Origin of the sequence: Bradyrhizobium sp. LjRoot220 (assembly GCF_964252915.1) — a bacterium.
GTDB lineage: Bacteria > Pseudomonadota > Alphaproteobacteria > Rhizobiales > Xanthobacteraceae > Bradyrhizobium.
In genome coordinates this window covers 1-515 of record NZ_CAXUPS020000031.1, presented here as the reverse complement: position 1 = coordinate 515, position 515 = coordinate 1, and the positions used below count along the sequence as shown (strand labels likewise).

1 pseudogene is annotated in these 515 nt (G+C 63.3%); it reads left to right on the top strand.

Going from position 1 to position 515, the window contains the following annotated elements:
- Positions 1 to 248: pseudogene (locus ACSQ84_RS35965) on the top strand (IS110 family transposase); the annotation flags it as partial.
- Positions 249 to 515: the final 267 nt, after the last annotated feature.

Here is a 515-nt window from a genome sequence, read left to right as displayed (position 1 = left end):
CCCGCGCCGGGGATGAAAGGCTGCGCAGCGTTCTGGTGGCGGGGGCGACTGCGGTGATCCAGCAGGCGAAGAAAGGCCGCGGCCGTCCGTCGCCCTGGCTGATCGCCTTGTTGAAGCGCAAGCCGCCGAAGCTCGCAGCGGTGGCGCTCGCCAACAAGAATGCCCGCATCGTCTGGAAGCTGATGGTGACGGGTGAGAGTTACGATGGCGCACGGATGCCCGAGGCATCGGTGGCTGCCGCCGCTTAAGAGATCGGCCGGTCGGGTTCGCCTGACCGGCTGAGCCGGAGCTGCAAGAGGAGGAGATGGTAGGATCAGATCGATCCAAGGTGCGAGACAATCCGTGGGACCCATTGGCCTGTAAAGGTCGCTGGCGTGTTTGGAACTCGCGTCGCGGAAAACCATCTTGGCCAGCGGCCACCAACCGCATCAACAGGCCGGACATATGGATGCAAGCGATCCGATCAGACCATCAAAAAACTCTTGTGGCACGGGGGCCGTCCACATATGGGTCCC